This is a genomic window from Achromobacter sp. HZ01, assembly GCF_003267925.1.
Taxonomy (GTDB): Bacteria; Pseudomonadota; Gammaproteobacteria; order Burkholderiales; family Burkholderiaceae_B; genus Achromobacter; species Achromobacter pulmonis_A.
Genome location: NZ_LWKV01000003.1, coordinates 77,364 through 100,046 on the forward strand (window position 1 = coordinate 77,364; position 22,683 = coordinate 100,046).

The window sequence follows — 22,683 nt, forward strand, 5'->3', positions numbered from 1 at the left end:
GCGCGGTGGCGGCAGCGGGTTTGAGCGTGGTCTTGCTGGGCGCCTGCGGCGACAAGAGCGAAGCCCAGGCCAAAACGTCGGAAAAAGCCGCCGCACCCGCGCAGGCCAGCGCCGACGGGACGCGGGCGGCCAGGCAGACCGCGACGCCTGCGGACAAGCCTGTCGCCACGCTGGGCGAGGTCTCGATCTCGCGGGCCGACATCGAGGACGTCCTGCGCGGCCTGACCATCGAGCAACGGACGCAGCTGCAGGCGGACCGGGCCTCGCTGGACCAGTGGCTGCGCGCGCGCCTGGCCGAAAAGGCCCTGATCGCGCAAGCGGGCAACCAGGGGTGGGCCAGCCGCCCGGAAATCCGTCGCGCGCTGGAACTGACCCGCGACCAGGTCGTGCTGCGAACCTATCTGGAGTCTGTCAGCGAACCGCCCGCGGACTACCCTTCCAGGCAGGAACTGCAGGCCGCCTACGATCAGAACAAGGCGCGTCTGACCGTGCCGGCGCGCTATCGCATCAGTCAGATCTACCTGGCCGCGCCGTATACCGACGGGCAGGCCGTGGCGCGCGCCAGCAAGCAGGCCGCCGATCTGGTCAAGCGCGCCCGCGCCGAGAAAGCGGATTTCGCCGCCCTGGCGCGCGAGTACTCGCAAGACAAGACCACCGCGGAAAAAGGCGGAGACAGCGGCGAAATGGCGCTGCAGCAGTTGATCCCGGGCCTGCGCGAAGTCGTGCAGAAAATGGCCGAGGGCGAGGTCAGCGATCCGATCCAGCTGCCCGGCGGCATCCACATCGTCAAAGTCGTGGACGTCCGCGAAGCGCAGGCGCAACCTCTGGCGCAAGTGGAAGATCAACTGCGCGCCGCGTTGCGCACCCAGCGCCAGCAGCAAGCCGCGCGCGCCTACCTGGAGGGTCTGATCAATGGCGGAACAGTCAGTATCGATGGCGGGGAAGTCAACGCCGCTTTCGAGGCGGCATCTCATCCAGCAGTCAGCGCGGCGAGCCCCCCTCCATCCCCGGTGGCCGTTCAATAAGGACGATGCCGGGCAGGGTGCGCGCGTCCGGCTCAACCAGCGCATCCGGGCGTCGCTGGGCTATGTCAGCTCGCCCAGGTCCGTCGCCATCGGGCCGGCGCTGCTCGACGCCCTCCAGGACAGCCTCACGCCGGAACGCCTGGCGCGGCTGTTGCCCCAACCCGGGCCCGCCGCGATGAGCCGCGAGTATGTCGTCGCGCTGTACCGGGGCTTGCGCGTCGTCTGGCTGGCCGAGTTGGTCTTTGGCGATCGGGACGCGGCCCGCGCCTGGCTGGACCAGCCCAAGGTCCGTCTGCAAGGCCGCGCGCCGCTGGACTCGGCACGCACCGCGAGAGAAGCGGATTTGCTCGAACGTTGGCTGATCATGATCGACGAAGGCAGCTTGATATGACGACACTTTGGCGCTTGAGCAACCGCGACGCGCTGATCGGCACGGCGCCCCTGGCGAGCCGTTGGACCCACGCCGGCGCGCCGGTCATCGTGCTGGATGCGTCTCCCGTCGCCGCGTTGCTTGCGCGCCTGGCCCTGGTCGAGGTTCGACGTCCCGACGAGCTTCCGCGCGGCTATCGCCTGCTCGAAGTGCAGGTCCCGGCGCGCTGCATCGCCAGTCCCGAGCCGCCGCGTTTCTGGCCGCACGACCTCGGCGTCACCCGCGCCTTCGGCCGCAAGTGGCTGGAACAAGGCCCCTTGCTGCTGCGCGTGCCTACCATGGCAGGCGCCCCGCAGTTTCTGCTGAACTGCGCGCATTCCGATTTGTCCCTGTGCAAGACCAGGGAGGGAGAGGCGCATCCTTTCCTGGGGATGATGGGCGCCGTCGAGTCGGTGCTCGCGGACGGCAGCGACTGGTTGAGCTATTCGTAGGCTTCGGAACGCCGTCGGCCATCGCGGGAAATCCTGTCCTATGCCAACAGGACTTATTGGCATGGGATTTTCTGCAGAATGGGCGCGAGCCAGTATCGCGGCGCGCCGACGGACGACCGGCCAGGTCGAGTCTCCCGCGCATGTTGGCCGCACTAGCCAAGGAGACAGACTTGAACCGACGCCACTTTCTTGAAGCGCTCGCGGTCACGGCCATGGCCGCCGCCCCGCTGGCCCGCGCACAGGGCACCTATCCCAACCAGGTCATCAAGTGGGTGGTGCCGTACTCCGCCGGCGGCGGCTCAGACACCCTGGCGCGCACGCTGGCCGAGGCCATGCGGCCCATGCTGGGCCAGCAGATCATCGTGGAGAACCGGCCCGGAGGCGCAACCAATATTGCCGCGGAATACGTGTCCCACGCCAAGCCCGACGGCTACACCATCATGTCCACGGGCAGCGGCGTGTTGGCCTTCAACGAGCACCTGTTCAAGAAGCTGTCTTTCAGTCCGGAAAACGACTTCACCTATATCGGCGCCATCGGCAAGTTTCCGCTGGTGCTGGTGGCCAGCCCGGAGTTTCCGGCAAAGGACTTCAAGGCTTTCCTGGCCATCGCGAAAGAAGCCCCGGGCAAGCTGGACTACGCGTCGCCCGGACATGGATCGTCGCACCGCCTGGCCATGGAGCTGCTGCAGCGCCAGACCGGCACCCGCATGACCCACGTGCCCTACCGGGGCGCCGCCCCGGCCATCCAGGACCTGCTGGGCGGCCGGGTGCCGGTGATGTTCCTGGACCTCGCGTCGGGCGGCTCGATCATCAAGGCGGGCAAGGTCAGGCCGCTGGCCATCGGTTCCAAGGCGCGTTCCCCGCTGCTGCCCAACGTGCCCACGCTGGCGGAACTGGGCGTGCCGGACGCCGAAGTCTTCGCGTTCCAGGGACTGCTAGGCCCGGCGGGCCTGCCGCAGGACGTCGTCGCGCGGCTGAACCTGGCCTTGAACGCGGCGCTGACTTCTCCGGCGGTGGTCAAGCGTTTCACGGACTTCGGCTTCGAACCCCTGCTGGGCTCGCCCGAGGCCTTCAAGACGCTGGCGCGCGCCGAAGCGGCGCGCTGGGGCAAGGTCATCCGCGCCAACAACATCTCGCTCGATTGAGACGGCGGGCGGTCAGTCCACGATGAAGCCGCCCGGCCCGCTCTGGCCGAGCAGTTCGCGCGCGCACTGCGTGGCCTGGTCCCGGGTCGCGACCGCCAGGAACGGCAGGCCGAAAGCGCGCGTCATTTTCTCGCTGCGCTGGCGCAGCTTGCCCAGCATCTCGGCGTTGCTTTCCACCGCGATGAACGCCCGGCAGCGGGCCTTCAGGCGCGGCATGTTCACGGTCTGCCATTCGATCATGGCCTTGCGGTCGTCCTGGCCGGCTTCGTGCTGCATGTCGGGCACCACCATGACGAAGGGGCGGGGATTGTCCACCAGCAATTCCATCTCGCGTATCCAGTCGGCCGAATAGCCGGCCGGCGCGCCGGCGTGCTTCGAGGTGACGATGGGAAAGCGGGATAGGTCGTGGAAGCGAAACTGTTCTGGATTCATTCGAAGGCTCCATGTAGTGGGGTGGGGGCGTCGCGCCGGCAGCCGCAGGCGCCATACAGCACCAGGCTGTAGGAATCCAGCAGGAAGCCGCTGCGCTTGGCGATCTTTCTGACCAGCTGCGCCATGGCGGGGTCGCTGGACTCCAGGATGCGGCCGCAATGCGTGCAGACCAGGTGGTCGTGATGCCCCTTGTCGTTGAGCTCGTACACGGTGGTGTGCGTGTCGAGCTGAGTCCGTTTGAGCAGGCCGACGGCTTCAAGTTGCGTAATCACGCGATAAACCGTGGCCAGGCCGATGTTGCTGCGGTCGGAAATCAGGTAGCGGTAGACGTCGGCCGCGCTCAGGTGCAGGCCGGCGTACTGGTGGAAAATGTCCAGGATTTTCATCCGGGGGAAAGTGGCTTTGATGCCGGCATGGCGCAACGGTGTGTGGTCCATGGGTATATCTCGGTCGGGAGTCGTTGATGAGAATGATGTACATTTTCAAAAACTCCCGCTCGCCGGAAACCGTCAACCTGTAGCTCAAACCTGCCAACCATGCTCCACGTCGCCACCGTTCCTTCCTTGCCGGACGTATTGCTGACGCCGTTCAACGTCCATGGCCCGCGCGAATCCAAAGGCATCGCCGTGCCCGAGCACGTCCATGAAGAGGGCATGCTGGTGCTGGTGCACGCCGGCCTGGTGGTGGTGCAGGCCGGCGCCGAAGTCTGGACGGTGATGCCGGGCAGCCTGGGCTGGATTCCGCCCGACGTGCAGCATGGCGCGCGCTGGTTCGGCGAGGCGCGCGGATCGTTCCTGTACGTGCGGCGCGACGCCTGCGGGCGCCTGCCGCCGGTCTGCCGGTCGTGGCCGTCGTCCAGGCTGGTCGAGGCCCTGATCGACCGCTTCACCGGGCCCGACGCGCAAGCGGTGCCGCCGGCCTACCAGGCGCAGCTGTTCGACGTGCTGCTGGAAGAACTGAGGCAGCGCGAGCACGAACCCGTGCCGCTGCCCATGCCGACCGATCCGCGCCTGCAGGAACTGGCCCATACGCTGCTCGACACCCCGGACGACACCGCCGGTATCGACGAATGGGCCCAGCGGCTCAATATGTCTTCGCGCACCCTGATGCGGCGCTTCCGCCATGAAACCGGCGTCACGCTGGGGCAGTGGCGGCAACGGGCCCGCCTGCTGCGCGCGCTGGAATTGCTGTGCCGCGGCGGTTCGGTCACCGAGGCCGGACTGGCGGTGGGATACGAAAGCACCAGCGCGTTCATCGGCAGCTTCCGCGCGGCGTTCGGCGCCACGCCCACCCGCTACCTGGCCGGGCGCGGGTAAAGACGGGCGTTCAGGCCGCAGCCGGCTGGTTGGGGTGCATCGGCCCTTGCGGGTCGTTCTCGGCGTCCGGGCGCGGCGGCACCGGCGCCAGGCCGATCGCCAGCCGCAGCCGCTGGCAGTCCGGATTGGGCGAGCCGTCGGGCATCCAGATGTCGAATTCCCGGCACGGCGTGGGGCGGTTTTCGTAGATGGCGCAATGGATGCCGGGCTGGCCCAGTTCGCCGCGCAGCGCGATGCAGCGGCCGCCGCCGGTTTCGGTGCCTTTCATGCAGGCGCGCAGCGGGCTCATCTGGGTCACCAGCTCGACAGGGACCTGGCCGCCGCTCTCGCCGGCGAGTTCGCCGCAATAGAACGAAACCCGGAAATGCGCGCAGCATGCGCCGCAGTCCAGGCACGGATTGGCGGCCGGGTCGTCGCCGGCCAGGACGGCGGGGGAGACGAAGGTGATGAGGGAGGAGTCGAGCAGGGACATGGCGCGAGTGGGGCGAAAACCCGGGCGGGGTGCAAATATTAGCTGGAGAGGCGCCCCGCCCGCCACGGTTTTTTCGCGCCCGCTGCGGTAGCATCTGAGGCCGAACGCAGGAGTCCGAATTGAACGCCAAAACCGAATTCCCCGACGGCCTGGCCCGTTGCGGCTGGGTCGACACCTCGGCCGAATACATGGCCTACCACGACACCGAATGGGGCCGCCCCGAAGCCGACGACCGCGCGCTGTTCGAACAGCTCTGCCTGGAGGGTTTCCAGTCCGGGCTGAGCTGGCGCACCATCCTGGCCAAGCGCGAGGCGTTCCGCCGCGGTTTCGCCGGTTTCGATCCGGCCAGGGTGGCGCGCTTCGGCGAAAGGGAAGTGCAGGCGCTGCTGGCCGATCCCGGCATCGTGCGCCATCGCGGCAAGATCGAAGCCGTCATCAACAACGCCGCCCGGGCGCTGGAAATGATCGAGCGCGAAGGCTCGCTGGGCGCCTACCTGTGGCGTTTCGAAGCCCCGCCCGGCGCGCCGTCCACCTATGGCGCATCCACCTCGGCGCAATCGGACGCGCTGTCCAAGGCCTTGAAGAAGCTGGGCTGGAAGTTCGTGGGGCCCACCACGGTCTATGCGTTCATGCAGTCCGTGGGCATGGTGAACGACCACAGCCCCGGCTGCCATTGCCACGCGGCCAGCGAACGGGCGCGCAAGGCGTTCAAGCGGCCGGCCTAGCGGCTCAGGGGGCCGGTCCGGGTACGACGGCGCCGGGCAGGCAATAGCGGCCTTCCCGGTAAGCCCAGCTCGGCCACAGCGCATGCGCCAGCGCCTCGCGGGCCAGGGCGGGGTCCAGCGCCACGGGCGCGTAGTCTTCGGGCGCGGTGTAGCGGTACTGCACCGGCGTCTTGTTGGGCGCCATCACCAGCAGCTCGTCTTCCTTCAGGTAGCCATAGGTGTTGTCGTACTGCATGATGGCCCGGCCGGGAGAACTGCGGGTCAGGTCGTGGCCGATCATCGGATGTTCGGTGTCCACGCCGATCAGCGACAGCAGGGTCGGCGGCAGGTCGACCTGGCTGATCAGGCGGTCGTCGCGGCGCGCTTCGATGCCGGCGCCCAGGATCACGGCCGGGATGTGAAAGTGCCGCACCGGCACCAGGCTGGCGCCGAAGACCCGCGAATCGTGGTCGGCGGCGATCAGGAACACGGTGTTTTCCCAGTAGGGCGCGGCCTTGGCGCGTTCGAAGAAGCGGCCCAGCGCCCAGTCCGCATAACGCACCGTGTTTTCCACCGTGGCGGGGTTGCCGTCGGTCTGGATGCGTCCGGCCGGGTACTCCCAGGGCGAATGGTTGGATACGCTGAAGGCCAGCGTGAAGGTGGGCCGGTCCGCGTCGGCGCGCAGCAGCCGGTCCAGCTGGTTGAACATGTCCTCGTCCGAGGCGCCCCAGGTGCCCACGAACGCGGGTTCGACGAAGTCGGCGCGGTCCACGATCTCCCGGAAGCCGTTGCCCAGGAAAAAGCCCTTCATGTTGTCGAAGTGCGATTCGCCGCCATAGATGAAGCGCGAATGGTAGCCGTGGCGTCCCAGCAGGTCGGCCAGCGAGAAGAAGCCGCGCTGCGAGCGCGGCAGCTTCAGCACGGCCTGCGCCGGCGTGGGCAGGAAGCCGGTCGTCACCGCTTCCAGCCCGCGCACCGAGCGCGTGCCGGTGGCGTAGGCCCGGGTGAAGGCCCAGGCCTCGCGCGCCAGCGCGTCCAGCTCCGGCGTCAGGTTGGCCCCGCCCAGCGCGGCGCTGTACTGCGCGCCCAGGCTTTCCTCCAGGATGATCACCAGGTTGAGCGGGCGCGCGGTCTGCCGGCTGGCGGGCTGGCGGTGCAGGCTGGGATAGTCGGCGTTGGCCGGAGGATGGGGCAGGCCGGCCTGCGCCAGCACCAGCCGGTGCATCTCGTCGTCGTCCATGTTGCCGTAGACGGCCGAGGCCGACTTCTCGTTCTTCATGCTGTAGACGGCATAGAAGACGTTGTAGAGCGAATTCAGCGCCAGCGTATTGAGCATGCCGTCCGAGCAATAGGCCACCGAGGACGGGTTGATCGGGCGGTGGCCCAGGGTGCCGCGGATGGCCAGGATCACCAGCGCCAGGATCGCCAGGCTGGCCAGCGGCATCTGCCACCAGGTCAGCGGCGCGTCCGGCCGGGCGTGGCCGAACAATCCGTAAGCGGCCCAGCCGATCAGCGCCAGCGCGGCCAGCCCGCCCAGCAGCGCCGTCTTGTAGCCGCGCCACAGCATGCCGGAGACCTCGCGCGGGTGCTTCAGGTATTCGACGAACAGGCGGTTGGGGCGCGAATCGTATTCCAGGATGAAGGGCGGCGTGGCCACCTCCAGGAAGGCCAGCAGCACGAACGCGACCAGATACCAGTACCCGGCCAGCGTGGCGGCCAGCGGTATATGACCCAGCAGCGGCGACAGCACCGCCGGCAGCGCCGCCAGCACCGCGATCTGGTGCGCGTCGATGCGCAGCCCGCCCAGCAGCAGCGGCAGCAGGCCCCGGGCGTTGCGCACGCGCCGGTACTGCCACGCGGCCAGCGCCAGGCGGCTGAGCGTCAGCAGCGCGAACGCCGCCGCCACGAAAATCAAGGTCGAATGCCGCATCGGGCCTCCAGGTTAATCAGCCAAACGGCGTGCGGGGCCGGACGGCGCCAGGGGTGGGACATTTGAACCATGCCGACGCCAAAAATTCACCCGCCGCGGGTATGCGGCATGACTTCATTTTGTAACCGCCCGCTTCGCCCGCGGGCACGCTTCCTGCTGCGCAAACGCCGGACGAGACGCGACTTGCGTCGCCGCGGGGGCGTTTCGCCATGGAAAGATCCGCATACATTATGGGGCCGGTAGGCCCGAAGGGCGCTGCCGGGCGCGCTACCCTTAAAGGGCAGCGTAAGCCGGCAGCGGTAGGCCGGCCGCAACGGCAAGGATCAAGACCATGACGCGCTCAAGAAAAATAGCGATCGGGATTGTAGGGGCAGCGGGGCTCCTCGTGGCGATACTCGCGGTAGGGATCGCCACTTTCGACTGGAACCGCGCCCGGCCCATGATCAACGAACGGGTCAGCGCCGCGATCGGACGCCCCTTCGCCATCAACGGCGATCTCGCCGTCAAGTGGGAGCGCCAGCCCGACGAAGGCGGCTGGCGGGCCTGGGTGCCGTGGCCGCGCATCATCGCCAACGACATCTCGGTGGGCAATGCGCCCTGGGCCAAGGCGCCGCAGTTCGCCACCCTCAAGCGCGGCGAATTCAGCCTGGCGCCGCTGCCGCTGCTGCGCCAGCGCGTGGTCATCCGCCGCATCCAGCTGACCGAGCCCGCCGCCGACCTGGAACGGCTGGCCGACGGCCGCGCCAACTGGGAATTCACCCTGCCCGAGACCGGCGAACCCTCGCCCTGGGTGCTGGACATCAACGAAATCGGTTTCGACAAGGGCCGCGTCGGCCTGGTCGACGAAATCCTCAAGGCCGACCTGACCGTGCAGGTGGACCCCCTGGGCAAGCCCGTGCCGTTCGCCGACGTGGCCGGCGCGGCTTTCGCCGGCGAGCCGGACAAGCAGGAAGCGGACGCCAAGGCCGCGCCGCGCGACTACGTATTCGGCTGGAAGGTGGCCGGCAAGTACAAGGGCCTGGCCACCAAGGGCGAAGGCAAGGTCGGCGGCATGCTGGCGCTGCAGGACGACAAGCAGCCCTTCCCGGTGCAGGCCGACGTGACCATAGGCGGCACCCGCGCGGCCGTGGCCGGCACCCTGACCGACCCCGCCAACCTGGGCGCGCTGGACCTGCGGCTCAAGCTGTCGGGCGCCTCCATGGCCCAGCTGTACCCGCTTACCGGCGTCACCCTGCCCGACACGCCGCCGTACTCGACCGACGGCCACCTGGTCGCCAAGCTGCGCAACCCGGGCGGCGCAGTGTTCGACTACAAGGGCTTCAACGGCAAGGTCGGCAACAGCGACCTGCACGGCGACATCGCTTTCGCCCTGGGCGCGCCGCGGCCCAAGCTGACCGGCAAGCTGTCGTCCAGGCAATTGCGCATGGTCGACCTGGGGCCGCTGATCGGCGTGCCTTCGGGCAAGGTCGCCGGCGCCGAAACCGACAAATCCAAGGACGCGCCGGCCAAGCCCAAGGGCGGCAAGGTCCTGCCCACCCAGGCTTTTCGCACCGACCGCTGGCGCGACATGGACGCCGACGTGGCGCTGGAGGCCGGCCGCATCGTGCACGACAGCAAGCTGCCGCTGTCCGACCTCAGCGTCCACGTGATCCTGCAGGACGGCAAGCTCACGCTGGACCCGCTGCGCTTCGGCATGGCCGGCGGCAGCATCAATTCCACGGTCCGCCTCGACGGCGCCGGCGCGCCGCTGACCGGCCGCGTGGAACTGCATGCGCGCCGCCTGCGGCTCAAGCAGCTCTTTCCCGCCACGCCCGCCATGCAGAAGACATTGGGCGAACTGAACGGCGACATGGCGGTGAGCGGCACCGGCAACTCGGTCGCCGCGCTGCTGGGCTCGGCCACCGGCGACGTCAAGATGCTGGTCAACGACGGCGTCATCAGCCGCAGCCTGATGGAGATCGCCGGGCTGAACGTGGCCAACTACGTCGTCTCCAAGCTGTTCGGCGACGACGAAGTGAAGATCAATTGCGGCGCCGCCGACCTGGCCATGAAGAACGGTGTCATGACCCCGCGCGTGTTCGTGTTCGACACCGAAAACGCCTTGATCAGCATCACCGGCACGGCCGACTTCAAGAACGAAACGCTGAACATGGACGTCACGCCGGACAGCAAGGGGTTTCGCATCTTCTCGCTGCGTTCGCCGCTGTATGTCAAGGGCACCTTCGGTTCGCCGGACGTGGGCGTGCACGCGCTGCCGCTGGCCGCGCGCGGCGCCGGCATGGTGGCCCTGGGGGTGCTGCTGACGCCGGCGGCCGGCCTGCTGGCCCTGATCGCGCCCAGCGCCAACGAAGAAAACGCCTGCGGCCCGCTGCTGGAACAGATGCGCAAGCCGCCCAAGGCGCCGGCGCCGGGCAAGAAATGACGGAGAAGGGGACTCAGGCGGGCGTTGCGGTCAGCGCGTCCCAGGCGCACATGGCCTGACGCGCCACCGCCTGCAAGGTCTTGCGGCTCGCGCCGTCGCGCGCCTGGATCGACATGCCGTGCAGCACCGTGGTGTAGAACGCGGCCAGGGCCTTCAGATCCGCGTCGGGCGGCAGTTCGCCCGCGGCGGCGCCGGCCTGCAGGCGCGCCAGGATGCGGCCTTGCATCTCGCGGCGGCTGTCGCTCAGGAAATCGCCCACGCTGGCGTGGTTCACGCAGCCCGCGGGCGCGCCCAGCACGATCATGCATCCGTGCGGATGGCCCGGCGCGGTGAAGCGCTCGGCCGAAGCCAGCAGCATGGCCTCGATGGCTGCGCGCGCCGTCGGCGCGTCCTGCAGCGCGCGCCGGCCCGCGCCGCCCTCGGTCTCGCGGTACAGCTCCACCGCTTCGCGGAACAGGCTTTCCTTCGAGCCGAAAGCGCCATAAAGACTGGGCGAGTTGATGCCCATCGCTTCCGTCAGATCGGTCAGCGATGCCGCTTCATATCCCTTCGACCAGAACACATCCATGGCCTTGCGCAAGGCCTGGGCCCGGTCGAAGTTACGAGGACGCCCACGTTCTGCCATGGCCGGGATTTTACCCGCGGCGTGAATTTTGTGTCGGTCGATAAAAAAATCATTGACGCCCGGTCATCCGTTCGGCGAATATATTTGTACCGATCACTACAAATATGGATCCCGTCATGCACAAGCTCACTGGAAAAATCGCCTTCGTCACCGGCGGCAGCCGCGGAATCGGCGCCGCCATCGTGCGCCGCCTCGCCGCCGACGGCGCCGACGTGGCCTTCACCTACGTCAGCGCCTCCTCGGCCGCCGCCGCGCAGGCGCTGGCCCAGGAACTGTCCGCCGACGGCCGCCGCGTGCGCGCCATCCAGGCCGATGCCGCCGACGCCGCCGCCGTCAAGCAGGCCGTCGAACGCGCCATCGCCGAACTCGGCCCGATCGACGTGCTGGTCAACAACGCCGGCGTCTTCCTGGCGGGCGTCATCGGCGAAGCCAGCCTGGACGACTACGAGCGCACCATGGACATCAACGTCCGCGCGCCGTTCGTCGCGATCCAGGCGGCCCAGGCGTCCATGCCCGACAACGGCCGCATCATCAACATCGGCAGCTGCCTGGTGGAGCGCGCCGGCCGCCCCGGCGTGGCGCTGTACGCCGCCAGCAAGGCCGCGCTGGTCGGCCTGACCCAGGGCCTGGCCCGCGACCTGGGCGCGCGCGGCATCACTGCCAACGTCGTGCACCCCGGCCCGATCGACACCGACATGAATCCCGCCAACGGCGAACGCGCCGACGCCCTGGTCGCCACCCTGTCCCTGCCGCACTACGGCGAAACCCGCGACATCGCCGGCATGGTCTCCTTCCTGGCCGGCCCCGACGGCCGCTACGTCACCGGCGCCAGCCTGGCGGTCGACGGCGGCTACGCTGCCTGACGCGCGATTCGCCAGATTTTTTGCAGCTGACTTGCACAAACCAAAAAAGCTGCATATAATCTTTCTTCTTCGCACTGCACGCATCGCTGAACAAGCTTCGGGGTTGTGTGGATTGCAAGGGCTGTTAGCTCAGTTGGTAGAGCAGCGGACTCTTAATCCGTAGGTCGAGTGTTCGAGCCACTCACAGCCCACCACCAAGATTCGAGATCGGGCACCCCAGTTGGGGTGCCCGATCTCATTTCCGGCGCGTGTTCTTCGGCACCGCCAGGGTTGATTTCTTACCCAGAAATGGGTAATTTGTTCACAGATAGATGAACCGGGGCCTGAGAAGGCGTCTATCTGCCTCCTGGCAACAGGATCCAGCCGTGCTGGTATTTCAAAGAGCGCCCGCGACACATGAGGCCCCGTTCTACGGGGCCTCACCTTTTCTGGCTTGCGAATCAACGCCGATTGCGGCCCGGGTCGCGCAGCGGCTCTCCGCGGGCGATCTTGGCGGCCATCACCTGAAACCGTATCCGGCCTTTGCGTGCATGGGGAATGCCCGGACCAGGTGAACCGGGTGCGCGAACGTAGGCGCTTTCGACCACCATGCGCAGTGTGTGCTCGCCCAGGCGGCGCAGGCGGAAGTAAATCTCATAGTCCACCTCCCGGCCCTGATCGTCGATGGCCCGGATAACCAGCCAGTTTCCCTGGCCGGTGAAGTTGCAGTCGTGGCGCTCGATGGTGCGGATCAGGTCGGGCAGGGACAGCGACCAGCGGTAGCGATCGAAGCAAAAGGCGCGAGCTACGTTTCGATGGTCGAGAATTCGGCGGTCCTGGCCGAGGACGTCGAAATCGAGGGCCTGGCCTGCTTTAGGCCCGAACGATACGCAATGCGAGGTGAATTCCACTTGGATACGCAACAGCAAGGCCCGATAGCGCGGCGTTGCTGCGATGGCAAGCTCCAAGACGGGGCCATGCATGTGCATGAGATCGTAGCGTTGGCTCTCTACTTCTATGAAACCCTGCTGCAGATACTGAATCCACCTCATGTTGGAGCCACCCAATGAACCCGGATACCAAGCGTCTTGCGAAGCGTAGATCAGCGGCTGGCATGTAGTAGAGACCGACTGCGTCCTATTTCTCTCGCATCCATCGCCGCCCGTCCTCCCGATCCCGAAAATGTGCCAAATTCGACCCTGTCGCCGACAGGTGGCGGGGCGCAGCGGGTTTTGGCGTACGGGGAATCCGGCCAGCAAGCAATAAGTCCCGGTCTGCCAGAATTGATAGAGATCAATGCCGAAACATCGATACTGAAAGAGGGTAACGGCTTCCCATTCTCTCCTCGTCGCCTGGTCGGCGGCACCTGCAGGCGGTGCATGGTGCTTCGCGGTCCTCGGGGTCCATTGGTTGGTTTTATGAGTTTTCTTCATCACTTCTCCGGCGCGTTGGCGCTGCTGGCGTTCTTGCCGTTTGCGCATGCGCAGCCGACGCCTGCCCCGTCGTCGCGGGACACGGGTTCTATCTTTCAGGCGCAGGATGAGGGGGCGCGGAAGCATTGCAAGGCCTTGCAGCGCAAGATCGAGCAGGCGCGCAACAATCCTGGCAATGAAGCCAACCGGGTGGTGCCGCCGGGTTCCATGTCGCGCTCCCAGCGGGAGTTGGCCAGGCAGGGCTTGCAGGACAACCGCCATGCCTTCGAGCGGCAATGGCTGGAGGCGGGCTGCGACGCGCCGTGAACCTATCCGGGTTTTCCCATGGCCCGGCATTCCGCGCGCTTGATGGGAGTCAAGGATTCCGGGCTGTCCATGTCGATACCATGGGTTGCAACGGTCCGCGCGGCACATCGGGAGGCATCGTGTTCGTCAATTTGATCTACTTTCCGGAAATCAAGAAAGGCAAGGAGGAGGCCTTTCTTGCGTGGTTCGACGAGTCCAACCGGCGGCTGTCGAGCTTTCCGGGGTTTGTGCGGCGCACGCTGCTGGAGCCGGTCAGCGCGGGGCAGTACGTCGGGTTGATCGAGCATGCGAGCAAGAAGACGTTCATGGACATGCATCACAGTCCGACGCAGGCGGAACTGCGCATGCTGGGGCGAAGCATTTTCGACGGCGAGCCCGACCCGCAGTTTTACGAAATCGTGCGGGGCGTCTGAGCCGCATTAAGCTGCGGCTTAATCGTGGCTAAACCCGCGGTTCACCATGGAGCGCGCGGCGATATTTATAGTGGGCCTCTGTCTTTTATGGAGAGCGCGCCGCATGTCCCATCCATCCGCCTATCCCCGTGTGGTGCTGTTCGACCTGCTGACCGCCTTGCTCGATTCGTGGACGGTCTGGAACCGGGCCGCGGGCTCGGAATCCGCCGGCCGGGCCTGGCGCGCGGAATATCTGCGCATCACTTATGGCTGCGGCGCCTATCGGCCCTATGAGCAGCTGGTGGAGGAGGCTGCGGCCGCCGTGGGCCTGCCGGCCTCGGCCGCGGCGGCGCTGGAGGCGCAATGGGACGGCCTGCCGGTCTGGGACGGCGCGCGCGAGTTGTTGGCGGCGTTGCGTCCGCATTGCCGGCTGGGCGTGGTGACCAACTGCTCGAACCGGCTGGGGCGGCGCGCCGCCGCCTTGCTGGGCGTGGATTGGGACGTGGTGGTGACCTCGGAGGAGGCCGGCTATTACAAGCCTGACCCGCGCCCTTATGCGCTGGTGCTGTCGCGTCTGCAGGCCGAGCCGGCCCAGGCGGCCTTCATCGCCGGTTCGGGCTACGACATGTTCGGCACGCGCCAGGTGGGGCTGCGCACGTACTGGCACAACCGGGCGGGGCTGGCCTTGCCCGAAGGGGCGGCGCGGCCCGAGCTGGAGTCGCCGCGGCTGGAGGCGGCGCTGCCGTGGCTGGCCGGTTTCAGCGCCGGGTGACCGGTCCTGCCGGGCAATACAAAATGTTGCCTGTTGTCGCAGTGGCGCTTGCTAGCATGGGCAGGCCGGAATGATCCGGCATACCGATGGGCTAAGTGGAGGTTGCCATGCGTTCAAGAACAATATTCAACCGTATCGCAATTGTTGCGGCATCTGGGGCCTTGCTGGCGGGATGCGCCACGCAACAGCAGACCAATACGGCCGTGGGCACGGGCGCCGGGGCGGCGATCGGCGCGGGCATAGGCGCGCTGATCGGGCACGGCAAGGGTGCGGCCATCGGCGCCGGCATCGGCGCGGTGGCGGGCGGGCTGGTCGGCTATAACTGGAAGGTCGTCAAGGAAGACGTGCAGAATTCGGGCGCGTCCTCGCTCGGGATCGACGTGGTGGAAATGCCCGACGGCAGCCTGAAGGTCAATATTCCCAGCGGCGTGTCGTTCGATACCGACAAGACGCAGCTCAAGCCCGCCCTGCTGCCCGTGCTGGACAGCGTGGCGCGCTCGCTCAACCAGCATGCCGAACTGCGGGCGAAGGTGGTCGGCCATACCGACAGCACCGGTTCGCTGGCTCACAACCAGACCCTGTCGGTCAACCGGGCCAAGAGCGTGACGGACTACCTGAGCAAGCAGGGCGTGGCCGCCAGCCGGCTGTCGGTGGAAGGGCGCGGGCCCAACGATCCGATCGGCGACAATGCGACCGCCGAAGGCCGCGCGCTGAACCGGCGCGTCGAAATCTACCTTTACGCAGTGAAGCAGTAATGCGGGCCTAGGCCCCTGTTCCTGTGTTCCGGGCGGCCGGCGCGTTGCGCGGGGCCGCCCTTTGTTTTTTCAGGAGTCCGTCATGAGCATGTTTCCTCCCGCCCGTATAGGCACCGATACCGCGGTCGCCGCGCTGTCCGGCTGGCAGGCGGTGGCGATGCGAGACGCCATCGAGAAGCGCTTTCGCTTCGCCAGTTTCAACGCCGCGTTCGGCTTCATGGCGCGCGTGGCGATGTTCGCGGAGAAGCTGAACCATCATCCCGAATGGACCAACGTCTATAACCGGGTGGACGTGATCCTGACCACCCACGATGCCGGCGGGGTGACCGAGCTGGACGTGCGCATGGCGCAGTTCATGGACGAGGCCGCCGCGCAACTGGGCGCGACCGCGCCGAAGGCGCACGGGGCCTGAGCGAAAAAAAACCCGCCGTCGGGCGGGCGGGTTTCTGCGGTGGCCGGAGCCGGTTCAGTTGCGCACGTAGTAGATGCGCATTGCGTGCTGCTTCTGCGCGGCGTCCACGACGCGCAGCGTCACGACCTTGGAGGTGAAGCCGTCGGGCAGCTTGAGCTGGCCCATCGCGTAGTCGTAGCGGTCCACGTTCACCGGAGCGCCTTCGGGCGTGATGGTGGCGGAACGGCCGTTGGGGTAGGTGCCCTGGATGGAGAAGGTCAGCGTACCCTGGAACGGAGCGCCCTGGCGGTCTTCGCGCATGACCAGGACCTGGAAGTCGAGCAGGCCGGGGGCGCGCTTGAAGGTGGCCGAGCGGATGCCGAGGTTGCCGCCGCGCGGGTCGGCGGGCATGGCGTCCTGGAACAGGACCAGCTCCTTGTTCAGGGTTTCGATCTTGCTGCGGGCCGCGGCCAGGTCGGTGGTCAGCTTTTCATGGGTGGACTTGTTGGCGTCGCGCTGCTGCGTGGCTTCTTCGAGCTGGCTTTGCAGGCGCTGGCGCTCGAGGTTGGCCGCGCTCAGTTCGCTGTGCAGCTGTTCGGATTGCTCGACGGTCAGCCGTTGCGGGCCGTAGTTGGTCTGCAGGAAGAGCACGCCGCCCGCGCCCAGGGCTATGCCTACCAGCAGCAGCACCAGCCAGCGCGGCATGCGGCGCGTGCGTTGGCCCGGCTGGTATACGGAGGGCTTGAACACGGCCCGTTGCGATCTTCCGAACATCCCCATTTCCTAGAAAACTTCCTGTAGTGATTGCCCGCTGTGCGAGTGCCGACTGAGGTTTTGCCCGCGCCTTGCGCGCGGCAAAACGCAGAAGAATACCCCGTCAGCCCGGGCGGTTGGGTGCGCGGACAATCCTGGTTGCGCACGTTGATATTGTGAAATATGTGGACATCAGCGGACCGTACCGGCCAGTTCGGCGTCCAGGTCGGCCAGCCGCTGCGGCGTGCCGACGTCGGTCCAGCGGCCGTCGTGGCGGGCGCCGCGCACCAGGCCGCGGGCCATGGCCTGCCTGAGCAGCGGCGCCAGCGGCGCCGCCGTGCCCGCGGCGATGTCCGCGAATAACGAAGGATGGTAGACGCCGATGCCGGCGAAGGTCAAACGCGGTTCCCCCTGGGCATGGACGCGGCCGTCGGCCGCCAGATGGAAATCGCCGGCCGGGTGCTGCACGGGGTTGTCCGCCAGCAGCAGCCAGGCGCCGCCCGCCGGCAGCTCGCGGGCCAGGCCGGGCGCCCGGGCCGGGTCCCAGTCGCACCAGACGTCGCCGTTGATGACCAGGAAGGGCGCATCGCCCAGCAGCGGCAGCGCCTGGGCGATGCCGCCGGCGGTTTCCAGGGCGCTGGCCTCGGCCGAATAGCGGATGCGCACGCCCAGGGCGCCGCCGTCGCCCAGGGCGCGTTCGATTTCGTGGCCGAGCCAGGCATGGTTGATGACCACGTCGCGGATGCCTGCGGCGGCCAGCCGCCGCAGGTGCCAGACGATCAGCGGCTGGCCGCCCACGGACAGCAGCGGCTTGGGCAGGCGGTCGGTCAGCGGGCGCATGCGCTCGCCGCGGCCGGCCGCAAGTATCATGGCCCGCATCAGAAGGTGTATCCGACGGTGACCTGGCGGTCGTCCAGCTGGTCCAGCAGGCGCAGCAGCGGCGTGAACACGCCGTAGCGCTGGGCGACCTGGCGCACGTAGCCGTTCACGCGGGGCATGTGGGCCAGGTAGTGCGCCTTGCCGTCGCGATGGTTCAGGCGCGCGAACACGCCCAGGATGCGCAGGTTGCGCTGCAGGCTCATCCATTCGTAGGCGCGGTGGAACTCGGCGAAGTCGGCGTCCACCGGCAGGCCGGCCTTGCGCGCCATTTCCCAGTAACGGATGGCCCAGTCCAGCTGCTGGGGTTCTTCCCAGGTGGTGCGGGCGTCGGTGACCAGCGAGGCCAGGTCATAGGTGATGGGGCCGGCCAGCGCGTCCTGGAAGTCGATGATGCCGGGATTGGGGCCGTACTGCGGCTGGTCACAGACCATCAGGTTGGGCGAGTGGTAATCGCGGTGCACCAGCACGCGGGCCTGGCCGCCGTTGCTGGCCGAGAGCAGCGCGAAGATCTTGTCCAGCGCGTTGGCGGTCTTGTCGTCCAGCGTGACGCCGTGGTGCCGGCCTACGTACCATTCGGGAAACAGCTTCAGTTCTTCGGCCAGGCGGGCCGTGTCGTAGACGCCCAGGCCGGCGGTGGAGGCCTGCTGCAGCTGGACCAGCGCGGCCAGGGCCTCGCGGTACAGCGTCTGGAGCTGGGCGTCGGTCAGTCCGGCCTGGATGCGCTGGTAGTAGGTCTGCTCGCCCAGGTCGGTCAGCAGCATCAGGCCGAGGTCCAGGTTCTTTTCCAGCACCGCAGGCACGTTCAGGCCGGCGTCGGCCAGCAGCTGGCCCACGTGCAGGAACGGGCGGGAATCTTCGTGCTCGGGCGGGGCGTCCATTACTATCAGGGTGCGCTCGCCGGCGTCCAGCCTGAAGTAGCGCCGGAAGCTGGCGTCGGCCGAGGCCGGGCGCAGCGTGTCCACGGCGAGATTCAGGGCGGCGGGCAGGCTGCCCAGCCAATTGCGGATCAGCTCCAGGCGGGGGTCGTGATCGTTTTTCAAGAAAGATCCGTATCAGAAAGGCAATATTGCAGAAGTGTTTCGTGCGCGCGCGGGCGGCATGCCGTGAGCATCGGGGGCTGGGCCTGTGGCGCGGCTTCTCTATAATACCGGCTCGTTTCCGTTAGCATTGGCCCTTCGTGGGTGCCGGTGTCGGGTTTCCCCATCGTCGAAAAGGGCTGTTTACACTCGTGCGCAAGGTTCGCTGGTTGATCCTCTCCGCTGTCGGCATGGCCGCCGGGGCCGTCCAGGCTCAGGGCAGCCAGGGCGCCGTTCCCGCCGCCACGTCGGCCACGCAGGCGCCGGTGCTGCGTACATCGCCCGGGCTGCGGATGCACCGGCTGCCGGACGACGACATCCCGGCCTTCATGGAAGCGGACACGATCGAGGGCGATCCCGAGTCGGACCTGACCCTGTCGGGCAACGCGCAGGTGCGCCGCATCGACGGCGTGATCAAGGGCGACCGCATCAATTACCGCAAGGACACGGGCGAAGTCGACGTCCAGGGCAGCGCGCGCATGATGCGCGACGGCACCCTGGTGGCCGGGCCGAACGCCAAGTTCAACGTGGACAAGTATTCGGGCGAGGTCGAAAAGCCGAATTTTTGGATGGGCGCCACCGGCGGCTTCGCGGTCGCCGAGCACGCGGACATTTTCAGCAAGTCGCAGATGCGGCTGCATACGGTGACCTACAGCGGCTGCGCCTGCGAGACGCCGTCCTGGTACATCAAGGCCAAGACCGTCGACGTGGATTTCGACGAGAACGAAGGCGTGGCGCGCAACGGCGTGCTGTATTTCAAGGATTTCCCGATTCTGGCCTCGCCCTACATGACCTTCCCGGTCAAGAAGGAGCGCAAGTCGGGTTTCCTGGTGCCGACCTACGGCACCACCAGCCAGGGCGGCATCGACATTTCGCTGCCGTACTACCTGAACCTGGCGCCCAACTATGACATGACCATCCAGCCGCGCTATTTCTCCAAGCGCGGGCTGCAGCTGGGCGGCGAGTTCCGCTACATGGGGTACACCTACGCGGGCACCCTGAACGGCACCTACCTGCCCAACGACAACGTCACCGGCGACGACCGCTGGATGTACTGGTGGCGCCACCAGCAGCAGTTCTCCCACGGTTTCTACACGGATTGGGACATCGCCAAGGTATCGGACGACGATTACTTCCGCGATATTTCCCAGCTGGGGCTGAACCAGGCGTCCACCACCTATCTGCCGCAGCGCGCGCGGGTGGGCTGGGCCTCCACATACTGGAGCGCGTACGCCCAGGTCTACAAATACCAGACGCTGCAGGACCCCGAAGCGCCGCTGACGCCGCCGTACGACAAGGTGCCCGAGCTGTACCTGCGCGGCGCGCGCTACGACTGGGGCGGTTTCGACGTCGACTGGACCTCGACCGCCGTGCGTTTCAGCATTCCCAAGGTCGGCGGCGTGCGCCAGGGCCCGCAGGGCGACCGGCTGCAGAGCTATCCGACGGTGTCCTATCCGATCGTCAAGCCGGGCTGGTTCATCGTGCCCAAGGCGGGCGTGAACTACACGCAGTACCAGACCAACTGGTATGGCCGCGACTGGCTGGGCCTGAACGCCGGGACGCCCGACGCGACCACGTCGATGGGGTATCCGCGCTCGCAGTCGCGCACCGTGCCCATCATGTCGCTGGACACCGGCCTGATCTTCGAGCGCGACACCACGCTGTTCGGCAAGGCCTCGACCCAGACGCTGGAGCCGCGCCTGTACTACCTGTACGTGCCGTACCGCGACCAGTCCAAGATGCCGGTGTACGACACTTCGCTGGCCGACTTCAGTTTCTCGCAGGCCTTCGAGGAAAACATCTATACCGGCGGCTGGGACCGCATCTCCAACGCCAACCAGCTGACCGCGGCGCTGACCACGCGCTGGCTGGACGCCAACACCGGTTTCGAGCGCATGTCGCTGGCCGTGGCGCAGCGCCTGTATTTCGCCGACCAGAAGGTGACGCTGCCCGGCGAGACGCCGCGCGAGAACGTGCGTTCGGACTTCCTGGTGGGCGCCAGCGCGGCCCTGACCGATACGCTGACGACCGAGGTCGCGGCCCAGTACAACCCGTACGACAACAACTGGTCGCGCGGCCTGGTGAGCGCGCGCTGGACGCCGCAGCGCCTGACCACCGTGGCGCTGTCCTACCGCTACCAGCGCGATCCCCAGCAGGGCGTCGCCTACCAGCCGCAGGGCCAGAACCAGGTCAGCCTGGCGTTCCAGTGGCCGTTCAGCAAGCGCTGGTACGGCGTGGGCCGGGTCGACTACTCCTTGCGCTCCGGTCCCTCCAGCACGGTCGCCAACACCACCGAGTCTCCCCGCGTGACGCAGGCCATCGCCGGCCTGGAGTACAAGGGGGATTGCTGCTGGGTGGGCCGCGTGGTCTACCAGCGCTACGCCGTGTCGGCCACGGACGCCAACTCCGCGGTGTTCCTGCAATTGGAGCTGACCGGCCTGGGTTCCCTGGGAACCGACCCGATGAACCTGCTGAACAGAAGCATCCCCGGCTACTCGCGCATTACGCCGCCTGTACCCACCGGGACCACATTTGAAAGGTATGAATGATGCGTAGGTTGCACTCTTTGCGCCGCCTCTCCCGCAATGCACTGCTGCTGGCCGTCTGCGCCGGCTTGCCTGCCGCGTATGCGGCCGAGCAGAACGGCAAGGGCACGAACAACGGCGCCAAGCCCGCCTCCGCACAGAACGGCGCGAAGACAGCGGCCGCGCAGAAGAACGCCGCTCCCGCGGCGCCGCGCGAGCAGTTCGTCGACGGCATCGCCGCGGTGGTCGACAAGGACGTGATCACGCTGCGCGAGCTGCGCGAGGCGTCCCTGCGCATCAGCGGCGAGCTGAAGGCGCGCGGCATCCAGGTGCCCGACGACCAGACCCTGCAGCATCAGGTGCTGCAGCGTCTCATCATGGAGCGCGTGCAGCGCCACGAGGCCGACCGCATGGGCATCCGCGTGGACGACGCCCAGGTCGACAAGGCCGTGGAGGCCATCTCCGCGCGCAACAAGATCACCGTGGCGCAGCTGCGCCAGGAGATCGAGAAATCCGGCATCACCTGGGACGCCTATCGCAAGTCGCTGCGCGAAGAGATCCGCTCCGACCGCCTGCGCCAGCGCGCGGTGGACTCGACCATCGTGATTTCCGACGCGGAAGTCGACGCCTTCCTGAAGGACCAGCGGCGCAATCCGGCCTTCGGCGCGGCGCCCGCGGCGCAGCAGCCCCAGGCGCAGCCGCAACCCGCGCCCGAGCAGGCGCAGGCGCCTGCCGGTCCGATGCTTTACGCGCTGGCCCAGATCCTGGTGCGGGTGCCGGAAGGCTCCTCGCCCGAGCAGCTGGCGGTGCTGCGCAAGAAGGCCGAAGGCCTGCTGGCGCGGGCCAAGCGCGGCGATGACTTCGCCAGCCTGGCCGCGGCGTCCTCGGACGGCCCCGAAGCGCTGCAGGGCGGCGTCATGGGCGTGCGTCCGCTGGACGGCTGGCCCGACCTGTTCGTGCAGGCCATCAGCAATCTGCAGAAAGGCCAGGTCAGCGGCCTGATCCAGAGCGGCAACGGTTTCCACATCATCAAGGTGATGGACCGCGGCTCGGCCCAGCCGGCGCCGGCCCGCACGGCCCGCGCCCCGGCGCCCGCTCCCGCGCCGGCGCCCGCCGCGCGCCCGCAGCCGGCGCAGCAGGGGCCGGTCGAAGTGGTGCAGACCCGCGCCCGCCACATCCTGATCAAGACCTCCACCGTCATGAGCGACGAACAGGCCCGCCAGCGCCTGGAACAGGTGCGCCAGCGCCTGGTGAGCGGCAGCGCCAAGTTCGAGGACATGGCTCGCCAGTACTCGCAGGACGCGACCGCTCCGCAGGGCGGCGAGCTGGGCTGGCTGAACCCGGGCGAAACCGTGCCCCCGTTCGAGGCCGCCATGAACGCGCTGCAGCCGGGCGAAATCAGCCCGCCGATCCAATCGCCTTTCGGCTGGCACCTGATCCAGGTCGAAGAGCGCCGCCAACATGACGCGTCCGACGAAGTGGCGCGGATGAAGGCGCGCCAGGTGCTGTTCGAGCGCCGCGCCCAGCCCGCATTCGAAGACTGGCTGGAGCAGCTGCGCGCGCAGGCGTATATCGACAACCGCCTGGAAAAGCAGCAGCAGATCCAGCAGAACAACCGCTAAACGCA

At 67.5% G+C, this 22,683-nt stretch carries 24 protein-coding genes and 1 tRNA gene; 16 read left to right on the top strand and 9 right to left on the bottom strand.

Features of this window, described 5'->3' with window-relative positions; genetic code table 11:
* The first annotated feature begins 5 nt into the window (after positions 1 to 5).
* The 4 genes from A6B37_RS16385 to A6B37_RS16400 all read left to right on the top strand — a co-directional run bounded on the left by A6B37_RS16385 (position 6) and on the right by A6B37_RS16400 (position 3,031).
* Positions 6 to 1,025 carry a peptidylprolyl isomerase gene (locus A6B37_RS16385; RefSeq protein ID WP_246842522.1) on the top strand — a complete coding sequence of 340 codons (1,020 nt, stop codon included), beginning with the start codon at positions 6 to 8 and terminating at the stop codon, positions 1,023 to 1,025.
* 175 nt (positions 1,026 to 1,200) lie between these two features.
* A complete protein-coding gene (locus A6B37_RS26095; protein ID WP_168202231.1) occupies positions 1,201 to 1,416 on the top strand; it encodes an MbcA/ParS/Xre antitoxin family protein in 216 nt (71 codons plus the stop codon).
* Positions 1,413 to 1,886 carry an RES domain-containing protein gene (locus A6B37_RS16395; protein WP_146196947.1) on the top strand — a complete coding sequence of 158 codons (474 nt, stop codon included), beginning with the start codon at positions 1,413 to 1,415 and terminating at the stop codon, positions 1,884 to 1,886. The genes A6B37_RS26095 and A6B37_RS16395 overlap by 4 nt, the downstream gene beginning before the upstream one ends.
* A gap of 170 nt (positions 1,887 to 2,056) precedes the next feature.
* Complete coding sequence (locus tag A6B37_RS16400; protein ID WP_102775451.1) at positions 2,057 to 3,031, top strand: tripartite tricarboxylate transporter substrate binding protein; 975 nt, start codon at positions 2,057 to 2,059, stop codon at positions 3,029 to 3,031.
* Between the two features lie 12 nt (positions 3,032 to 3,043).
* Here A6B37_RS16400 and A6B37_RS16405 read toward each other — a convergent pair whose 3' ends face one another.
* Entirely contained in the window at positions 3,044 to 3,463 is a 420-nt protein-coding gene (locus tag A6B37_RS16405) for a hypothetical protein (protein WP_102775452.1), read from the bottom strand.
* Positions 3,460 to 3,900: a transcriptional repressor gene (locus tag A6B37_RS16410; protein ID WP_102775453.1), complete on the bottom strand. Its 441-nt coding sequence runs from the start codon at positions 3,898 to 3,900 to the stop codon at positions 3,460 to 3,462. Before A6B37_RS16410 ends, A6B37_RS16405 begins: the two co-directional genes overlap by 4 nt.
* A 99-nt stretch (positions 3,901 to 3,999) precedes the next feature.
* Between A6B37_RS16410 and A6B37_RS16415 the strand changes: the two genes are divergently transcribed.
* Positions 4,000 to 4,779, top strand: a complete 780-nt coding sequence (locus A6B37_RS16415; protein WP_102775454.1) for an AraC family transcriptional regulator — start codon at positions 4,000 to 4,002, stop codon at positions 4,777 to 4,779.
* 10 nt (positions 4,780 to 4,789) lie between these two features.
* On the opposite strand, the gene A6B37_RS16420 is transcribed toward A6B37_RS16415, so the two are convergent.
* Positions 4,790 to 5,251, bottom strand: coding sequence for a YkgJ family cysteine cluster protein (locus tag A6B37_RS16420; RefSeq protein ID WP_102775455.1), 462 nt, complete (start codon positions 5,249 to 5,251; stop codon positions 4,790 to 4,792).
* A gap of 119 nt (positions 5,252 to 5,370) precedes the next feature.
* Here A6B37_RS16420 and A6B37_RS16425 point away from each other — a divergent pair, with 119 nt between their 5' ends.
* Entirely contained in the window at positions 5,371 to 5,976 is a 606-nt protein-coding gene (locus tag A6B37_RS16425; RefSeq protein ID WP_111826380.1) for a DNA-3-methyladenine glycosylase I, read from the top strand.
* A 4-nt stretch (positions 5,977 to 5,980) separates the two neighbouring features.
* On the opposite strand, the gene A6B37_RS16430 is transcribed toward A6B37_RS16425, so the two are convergent.
* Positions 5,981 to 7,885, bottom strand: a complete 1,905-nt coding sequence (locus A6B37_RS16430; protein WP_111826381.1) for an LTA synthase family protein — start codon at positions 7,883 to 7,885, stop codon at positions 5,981 to 5,983.
* 331 nt (positions 7,886 to 8,216) lie between these two features.
* Here A6B37_RS16430 and A6B37_RS16435 point away from each other — a divergent pair, with 331 nt between their 5' ends.
* Positions 8,217 to 10,307, top strand: a complete 2,091-nt coding sequence (locus tag A6B37_RS16435; RefSeq protein ID WP_111826382.1) for an AsmA family protein — start codon at positions 8,217 to 8,219, stop codon at positions 10,305 to 10,307.
* 13 nt (positions 10,308 to 10,320) lie between these two features.
* Here A6B37_RS16435 and A6B37_RS16440 read toward each other — a convergent pair whose 3' ends face one another.
* The gene (locus A6B37_RS16440) at positions 10,321 to 10,932 is read right to left on the bottom strand and encodes a TetR/AcrR family transcriptional regulator (RefSeq protein WP_102775459.1); all 612 of its coding nucleotides are present in this window, start codon (positions 10,930 to 10,932) and stop codon (positions 10,321 to 10,323) included.
* 116 nt (positions 10,933 to 11,048) lie between these two features.
* Here A6B37_RS16440 and A6B37_RS16445 point away from each other — a divergent pair, with 116 nt between their 5' ends.
* Entirely contained in the window at positions 11,049 to 11,795 is a 747-nt protein-coding gene (locus A6B37_RS16445; RefSeq protein WP_111826678.1) for an SDR family oxidoreductase, read from the top strand.
* 118 nt (positions 11,796 to 11,913) lie between these two features.
* A tRNA-Lys gene (locus tag A6B37_RS16450) sits at positions 11,914 to 11,989 on the top strand.
* 246 nt (positions 11,990 to 12,235) lie between these two features.
* On the opposite strand, the gene A6B37_RS16455 is transcribed toward A6B37_RS16450, so the two are convergent.
* Positions 12,236 to 12,826 (bottom strand): hypothetical protein, encoded by a 591-nt coding sequence (locus A6B37_RS16455; protein ID WP_102775460.1) that lies wholly within the window; start codon positions 12,824 to 12,826, stop codon positions 12,236 to 12,238.
* 366 nt (positions 12,827 to 13,192) lie between these two features.
* Here A6B37_RS16455 and A6B37_RS25985 point away from each other — a divergent pair, with 366 nt between their 5' ends.
* The 5 genes from A6B37_RS25985 to A6B37_RS16475 all read left to right on the top strand — a co-directional run bounded on the left by A6B37_RS25985 (position 13,193) and on the right by A6B37_RS16475 (position 15,844).
* Positions 13,193 to 13,513 carry a hypothetical protein gene (locus tag A6B37_RS25985; protein ID WP_146748013.1) on the top strand — a complete coding sequence of 107 codons (321 nt, stop codon included), beginning with the start codon at positions 13,193 to 13,195 and terminating at the stop codon, positions 13,511 to 13,513.
* Positions 13,514 to 13,632: 119 nt separating this feature from the next.
* On the top strand, positions 13,633 to 13,926 hold the full coding sequence (locus A6B37_RS16460) for an antibiotic biosynthesis monooxygenase (protein WP_102775645.1): 294 nt from the start codon (positions 13,633 to 13,635) through the stop codon (positions 13,924 to 13,926).
* A gap of 103 nt (positions 13,927 to 14,029) precedes the next feature.
* The gene (locus A6B37_RS16465) at positions 14,030 to 14,677 is read left to right on the top strand and encodes an HAD family hydrolase (protein WP_111826383.1); all 648 of its coding nucleotides are present in this window, start codon (positions 14,030 to 14,032) and stop codon (positions 14,675 to 14,677) included.
* A 107-nt stretch (positions 14,678 to 14,784) separates the two neighbouring features.
* Positions 14,785 to 15,432, top strand: a complete 648-nt coding sequence (locus tag A6B37_RS16470; RefSeq protein ID WP_102775463.1) for an OmpA family protein — start codon at positions 14,785 to 14,787, stop codon at positions 15,430 to 15,432.
* A gap of 82 nt (positions 15,433 to 15,514) precedes the next feature.
* Positions 15,515 to 15,844 (top strand): 4a-hydroxytetrahydrobiopterin dehydratase, encoded by a 330-nt coding sequence (locus tag A6B37_RS16475; protein WP_111826384.1) that lies wholly within the window; start codon positions 15,515 to 15,517, stop codon positions 15,842 to 15,844.
* A 54-nt stretch (positions 15,845 to 15,898) separates the two neighbouring features.
* On the opposite strand, the gene A6B37_RS16480 is transcribed toward A6B37_RS16475, so the two are convergent.
* The 3 genes from A6B37_RS16480 to A6B37_RS16490 all read right to left on the bottom strand — a co-directional run bounded on the left by A6B37_RS16480 (position 15,899) and on the right by A6B37_RS16490 (position 18,495).
* Positions 15,899 to 16,597 carry a DUF6776 family protein gene (locus A6B37_RS16480; protein WP_102775465.1) on the bottom strand — a complete coding sequence of 233 codons (699 nt, stop codon included), beginning with the start codon at positions 16,595 to 16,597 and terminating at the stop codon, positions 15,899 to 15,901.
* A gap of 171 nt (positions 16,598 to 16,768) precedes the next feature.
* The gene (gene murU / locus A6B37_RS16485; protein ID WP_111826385.1) at positions 16,769 to 17,455 is read right to left on the bottom strand and encodes an N-acetylmuramate alpha-1-phosphate uridylyltransferase MurU; all 687 of its coding nucleotides are present in this window, start codon (positions 17,453 to 17,455) and stop codon (positions 16,769 to 16,771) included.
* Positions 17,455 to 18,495, bottom strand: a complete 1,041-nt coding sequence (locus tag A6B37_RS16490; RefSeq protein WP_111826386.1) for a phosphotransferase — start codon at positions 18,493 to 18,495, stop codon at positions 17,455 to 17,457. The genes murU and A6B37_RS16490 overlap by 1 nt, the downstream gene beginning before the upstream one ends.
* 188 nt (positions 18,496 to 18,683) lie before the next feature.
* On the opposite strand from A6B37_RS16490, the gene A6B37_RS16495 reads away from it, so the two are divergent.
* Both A6B37_RS16495 and A6B37_RS16500 read left to right on the top strand, forming a co-directional pair.
* Entirely contained in the window at positions 18,684 to 21,080 is a 2,397-nt protein-coding gene (locus A6B37_RS16495) for an LPS-assembly protein LptD (RefSeq protein WP_111826387.1), read from the top strand.
* On the top strand, positions 21,077 to 22,678 hold the full coding sequence (locus tag A6B37_RS16500) for a peptidylprolyl isomerase (protein WP_102775469.1): 1,602 nt from the start codon (positions 21,077 to 21,079) through the stop codon (positions 22,676 to 22,678). Before A6B37_RS16495 ends, A6B37_RS16500 begins: the two co-directional genes overlap by 4 nt.
* The last annotated feature ends 5 nt before the right edge of the window (positions 22,679 to 22,683 follow it).

What these genes read in the sequence shown, in the direction of transcription:
- A6B37_RS16480 (WP_102775465.1), bottom strand. Translation starts at nt 16,597, where the DNA reads ATGTTCGGAAGATCGCAACGGGCCGTGTTCAAGCCCTCCGTATACCAG.
- A6B37_RS16410 (WP_102775453.1), bottom strand. Translation starts at nt 3,900, where the DNA reads ATGGACCACACACCGTTGCGCCATGCCGGCATCAAAGCCACTTTCCCC.
- A6B37_RS16470 (WP_102775463.1), top strand. Translation starts at nt 14,785, where the DNA reads ATGCGTTCAAGAACAATATTCAACCGTATCGCAATTGTTGCGGCATCT.
- A6B37_RS16395 (WP_146196947.1), top strand. Translation starts at nt 1,413, where the DNA reads ATGACGACACTTTGGCGCTTGAGCAACCGCGACGCGCTGATCGGCACG.
- A6B37_RS16405 (WP_102775452.1), bottom strand. Translation starts at nt 3,463, where the DNA reads ATGAATCCAGAACAGTTTCGCTTCCACGACCTATCCCGCTTTCCCATC.
- A6B37_RS16430 (WP_111826381.1), bottom strand. Translation starts at nt 7,885, where the DNA reads ATGCGGCATTCGACCTTGATTTTCGTGGCGGCGGCGTTCGCGCTGCTG.
- A6B37_RS16455 (WP_102775460.1), bottom strand. Translation starts at nt 12,826, where the DNA reads ATGAGGTGGATTCAGTATCTGCAGCAGGGTTTCATAGAAGTAGAGAGC.
- A6B37_RS16475 (WP_111826384.1), top strand. Translation starts at nt 15,515, where the DNA reads ATGAGCATGTTTCCTCCCGCCCGTATAGGCACCGATACCGCGGTCGCC.
- A6B37_RS16445 (WP_111826678.1), top strand. Translation starts at nt 11,049, where the DNA reads ATGCACAAGCTCACTGGAAAAATCGCCTTCGTCACCGGCGGCAGCCGC.
- murU (WP_111826385.1), bottom strand. Translation starts at nt 17,455, where the DNA reads ATGCGGGCCATGATACTTGCGGCCGGCCGCGGCGAGCGCATGCGCCCG.
- A6B37_RS16420 (WP_102775455.1), bottom strand. Translation starts at nt 5,251, where the DNA reads ATGTCCCTGCTCGACTCCTCCCTCATCACCTTCGTCTCCCCCGCCGTC.
- A6B37_RS16415 (WP_102775454.1), top strand. Translation starts at nt 4,000, where the DNA reads ATGCTCCACGTCGCCACCGTTCCTTCCTTGCCGGACGTATTGCTGACG.
- A6B37_RS16500 (WP_102775469.1), top strand. Translation starts at nt 21,077, where the DNA reads ATGATGCGTAGGTTGCACTCTTTGCGCCGCCTCTCCCGCAATGCACTG.
- A6B37_RS16465 (WP_111826383.1), top strand. Translation starts at nt 14,030, where the DNA reads ATGTCCCATCCATCCGCCTATCCCCGTGTGGTGCTGTTCGACCTGCTG.
- A6B37_RS25985 (WP_146748013.1), top strand. Translation starts at nt 13,193, where the DNA reads ATGAGTTTTCTTCATCACTTCTCCGGCGCGTTGGCGCTGCTGGCGTTC.
- A6B37_RS16435 (WP_111826382.1), top strand. Translation starts at nt 8,217, where the DNA reads ATGACGCGCTCAAGAAAAATAGCGATCGGGATTGTAGGGGCAGCGGGG.
- A6B37_RS16440 (WP_102775459.1), bottom strand. Translation starts at nt 10,932, where the DNA reads ATGGCAGAACGTGGGCGTCCTCGTAACTTCGACCGGGCCCAGGCCTTG.
- A6B37_RS26095 (WP_168202231.1), top strand. Translation starts at nt 1,201, where the DNA reads ATGAGCCGCGAGTATGTCGTCGCGCTGTACCGGGGCTTGCGCGTCGTC.